3 protein-coding genes are annotated in these 4713 nt (G+C 65.2%); all 3 read right to left on the reverse strand.

The features are described from left to right. On the reverse strand, window positions 1-1030 hold a 1030-nt coding region (locus WA702_RS02570), incomplete at its 3' end, for a PQQ-dependent sugar dehydrogenase (RefSeq protein ID WP_425108958.1). Between the two features lie 292 nt (window positions 1031-1322). Then, window positions 1323-3647 (reverse strand): PAS domain-containing sensor histidine kinase, encoded by a 2325-nt coding sequence (locus WA702_RS02575; protein ID WP_425108959.1) that lies wholly within the window; start codon window positions 3645-3647, stop codon window positions 1323-1325. Window positions 3648-3860: 213 nt separating this feature from the next. After that, window positions 3861-4713: cation transporter dimerization domain-containing protein (locus WA702_RS02580; RefSeq protein ID WP_425108960.1), on the reverse strand; the 853-nt coding region annotated here is incomplete at its 5' end.

Raw genomic sequence — 4713 nt, forward strand, 5'->3', positions numbered from 1 at the left:
CCGGCAGCCAGCACAGGCCGAGCGAAGCGGTGTGGCCACCGAGCGCGTAGTCCGGCTGCAGCGCCTTGGCCACCATGGCCGGGTCCTGCGGCACGCGGTCGTCCACCGTCTTACCCCAATAGCAATAGGGCCAGCCGTAGAAACCGCCCTCCTGCACCGAGGTCAGATAGTCCGGCGGCGTCTCGTCGCCGAGCCCGTCGCGTTCGTTGACCACCGTCCACAGCACCTTGGTGTTCGGCTCCCACGCAAGCCCGACCGCGTTACGCAGGCCGCCGGCGAAGATGCGACTCTGGCCGCTGGCGACATCGAGCTCATAGATGCAGGCGCGGCCCTGCTCGACCTCGAAACCCTCGTCGGCGATGTTGGTGAGCGAGCCGACGCCGGCATAGAGCTTGCTGCCATCGGGGCTCGGCAGCAGGCTGCGCGTCCAGTGCCCGGCAGGCTTGAAGGTGGTGAGGCGGCGTCCCTCGGCGGTGATCTTGTCGGCACCGGTGTAGGGGAATGCAAAAATGCCGTCGGTGTTGCCGACGTAGAAGGTGTTACCGACCAGCGCCATGCCGAACGGCTGGTTCAGCCCCTGCATGAAGGTGGTCTGGATTTCAGCGACGCCGTCGCCATTGTCGTCGCGCAGCCGCGTGATACGGTTGGCGCTGACGCCGAGCGCCGCGGCGCGCCGCATCGTCGCCTGCATCGCGTAGTGGAAGATGCTCCTCGGCGTACCTGCGACCTGCGTCGATTCCGCAATCAGGACGTCGCCATTCGGCATCACGTTGATCCAGCGCGGGTGGTCCAGCCCCGTCGCGAAGGCGTTGACCTTCAGCCCGGGCGCAACCGTCGGGACATGGCCCGCGCTCCAGCCTTTGGCGGTCGGCATCTTCAAGGTGGGGAGCGCGCCTTGTGGCTTGGCGGTGGGGATGACGGGCTGATGGCCCCAGGCGGGCTGCGGCGTGTCGCCCTGCAGCTTGCGCCACTGCAGCGCCGCGCCGCCGACCAGCGCGACGCCGCGCGCAAAAATGCTGGAGAAGTCCATGGCAGTCCTCGTGATTTGCAGACGCGATGTGAACCGCGCGAATGGATCGGGTCGACGCCGATTAGACCGTATTGCGGCCCCGCGAGTCTACAGGCCGCCCGCGCCTGCATTCGCATAGCTCTGTCGCATGCAGCGGTCATGACACGATCGGGCGGCTGTCGTCATCTTCGCCACCGGGTCTTGTCTCGACTAGCCCGATGACAGGCTCCCGCCGACGTTCCAGTACGCCACTGCCTCTCGATCAGTTACGATCGTCTTAGGATACTGGATCGCCGGTCAGCCGGGCGGTGGCCTACGCTGCCACCGACAGCGTCGCGGTGGCCTTGTAGGCGTCGCGCGGCAGCACGACGCGGACCACGGTGCCGACGTCGAGCTTGGAGCGGAGCCGCATCGAGCCGCCATGCAGCTGGGCCAGCGAGCGGGCGATCGCGAGCCCCAGGCCCGAGCCGTGATAGGTCTTGGTCATCTGGCTCTCGACCTGCTCGAACGGACGTCCGAGCTTGGCCAGCGACTGCGGCGAGATGCCGATGCCAGTGTCGGCGATGACCAGCACGATCTTGTCCTCGAAGGTGTGGCTGCGGACCGTGATGCGGCCTCCCTCCGGCGTGAACTTCACCGCGTTCGACAGCAGATTGACGAGGATCTGCTTGGTGGCGCGGCGGTCGGCCACGACGGGGATGTTGCCGGCGATGTCGGCGTCCAGCACCAGGCTCTTGTCCTGGGCGCGGCCCGACACCACGCGCAGCGATTCCGCGAGCGTCTTGGACAGGTCTAGCGGCTCCATGTCGAACTTCATGCGGCCGGCCTCGATCTTGGACATGTCGAGGATGTCGTTGATGACGTCGAGCAGGTACTGACCGGAGGTGAGGATGTCGTGGCAGTATTCCTGGTAGCGCTCGGAGCCGAGCGTACCGAACATGCCGCTGCCCATGATCTCGGAAAAGCCGATGATGGCATTAAGCGGTGTGCGCAGCTCGTGGCTCATATTGGCGAGGAATTTCGACTTGGTCTGGTTGGCTTCCTCGGCGCGGGTCTTTTCCTGCGAGTACTTCTCGGCGAGATCGGCGAGCTCGATGGCCTGGCGCTCCAGCGCGGCCTGCGAGCGCTGCAGGTCGATCACGTTGGCGCGCAGGCGCAAATCGTTGTCGACCAGCTTCTGCTCGTGCTCCTTGATGCGGGTGATGTCGGTGCCGACGGACACATAGCCGCCGTCCTTGGTGCGACGCTCGCTGATATGCAGCCAGCTGCCGTCGTCGAGCTGCGCCTCGAAGGTGCGTGCGCCCGGGATCTGGTGGACGTTGTCATGCTGCCGCGAGCGTACCTCCGGCATCTTGCCGACCTCGATCACGGTCTCATAGGAAGTGCCTGGGGCCACGGCCGACTCCGGCAGCTTGTGCAGCTTCTGGAAATGCGAGTTGCAGAGCACCAGGCGGTTGCTGGCATCCCACAGCACGAAGGCCTCGGGAATGGTCTCGATCGCGTCGCGCAGCCGCAGGTCAGCCTCGACGCTGCGTTCGGCAAGGCTCTTCTGCTCGGTGATGTCGACGGCGATGCCGATTAGATGCAAGCCGGCATCGCTGGCACCCTGGCTGAGTTCGCAGCGCACCCGCAGCCAGATCCAGTGGCCGTCGGTGTGCTGCATGCGGAAGGTCTGGTCGATGTGATCGATCTCGCCGGCGACGAGCTGGTCGGCGATCGCGAACAGGTCGATGTCGTCGGACTTCACCAGCGCGTTGACCTCGCCGAAGGTCAGGAGGTCGCTGCGGTTGTTGAGGCCGAGCATCGCGAACATCGAGTTCGACCAGAAGATGCGGCCGCGCGACAGGTCCCAGTCCCACAGGCCGCAGCGGCCGCGATTGAGCGCGGTGTCGATGCGGCCGCGCACGGCGTCGTTGATCAGGTCGCCCTCGCGGGCGCGGGTCGATTGCCAATGGAACGCGAAGCCGAGAATCAGGACGACGAAGCCTGTGGTCGCCGACAGCGTCACCGACAGCGCGGCATCCGAGCCCCAGATCGGCTCGACCTTCTCCTGGATCACGACGATGCGGCCGGGCAGCGGCTTGACGAGCTGCGAGATGGCGAGCGCGCCATGGCCGTTCGGCAGCAGGATCTCGGTGACGGTTCCCTGCAGGCCCGGCGTGGCAAGCAATTGCGCCGTCGAGATCAGGTCGAGGATGCGGTCGTTCTCGCCGAGGCTGGCATCGATCGGCGCCCTCGCAAGAATACGGTGGTCGGCGCCGGTGACGATGACGTGGCGGCCGGGGGTCGCGCCCCAGCTCGGGATCAGATCCGGCAGCAGGCTCTGCAAGCGCTCGATGTTGTTGATGCGGTCAGGCCGCATCGCCAGATAGCCGATGCGATCGGCCAGCAGATCTGCGATCGCGGCCAGATCGCGCTTGTTGGAGGCGCGCTTCTGGCGGCTCTGGTCGAGCACCTGGACGAAGGCGCCGAGACAGATAGTGACCAGGAAGGCGATGATCAAAGTAGGGACAGCACGACGCAATACCGGCTCAGCAGTCAGTAGCCTTTGATAGGCCGGTTTCGCGATCGATTGCGCCAACCCTTTGATAGAATCAGAAGATTGGACGCACGCGCTCGCGGCATGCGCACGCGCCATGCTGTAGACCCCCCGCAAAACTTCAGTGAATACTCAAGTTTCGAAAGAGCCCCAGCCGCTTCCGAATCATGAGTTCATTTGAATCCAGTTTCGTCGGGGTGTCGAGAGTCAACGAGTCCGGGGGTGCAAAGAAATCTTATCCAATGCGGAATTACGACGGCGAAATACGGGCAAATAGAGTCCGAAGCGAGAACACATGATGACCTCTGCGCTTCACGCGTGCGGCGGCTCGGCGTGCGAGATGACGCGCTTCACGCTCGGGAAGGCGCGGCGGAGTCCGCGTTCGATGTGGTCGACGTTATCGTGCACCTTGTGCACGCTCATCGACGGTGCGGCGCGGCAGTGAAAATTGACGATCTCACCCGCCTCGGTGTCGCGCACCCGCACATTGTGGATGTCGTAGACCTCGGTCTCCGCGGCGAGCCGCGTCAGCTCCGCCGTGATCTCGTTCACCCGAACTGATGCGGAGTCGGTGCCGAACGGCAGCTCCGGTTCCAGCGGCTCGATATGGGTGTCGACCTCGACGTCGGTGCCGAATTCGTCGGATATGCTGTTCTCCAGGTCTTGCGCGATCTCATGCGCCACGACCAGGCTCATATCGCTGGCAACCTCGAGGTCGATGCTGACGATCAGCTTGCCGCCGAGATCGTGCACCGTGACGTGGTGGATGGCGAGACCGGAATTGCGCGCGATCACCATGATGCGCTCGCGCACGCTCTCGTTACTTAGCGCGACGGGCACGGCGGTGAAGGTGAGATCGGCGCCGATGAGGCTGGAGCCGATCGCGACCTGCGCCTTGCGCTTGATCTCGTCGACGCGGTCGATCGGAAAGGTACGTGGAACCTGCACGGTCGCATCGACGAAATGGGTCGACCCGACCATGCGCACGCGCAGCCGCTCGATGTCGACGACGCCGGGCACCGAGCGGATCGCGGCCGTGGCCTTCTCCGCCGCACCTTCCGGCGCGCGGTCGAGCAGGGTTTCTACAGTGGAGCGCGCGAGTCGCAAGCCCAGCGCCGCGATCATGATCGCGACCGCGATCGCCGCGGCCGAATCGCCCCACCAG

The sequence above is a fragment of the Bradyrhizobium sp. genome, from assembly GCF_049798375.1.
Classification (GTDB): domain Bacteria; phylum Pseudomonadota; class Alphaproteobacteria; order Rhizobiales; family Xanthobacteraceae; genus Bradyrhizobium.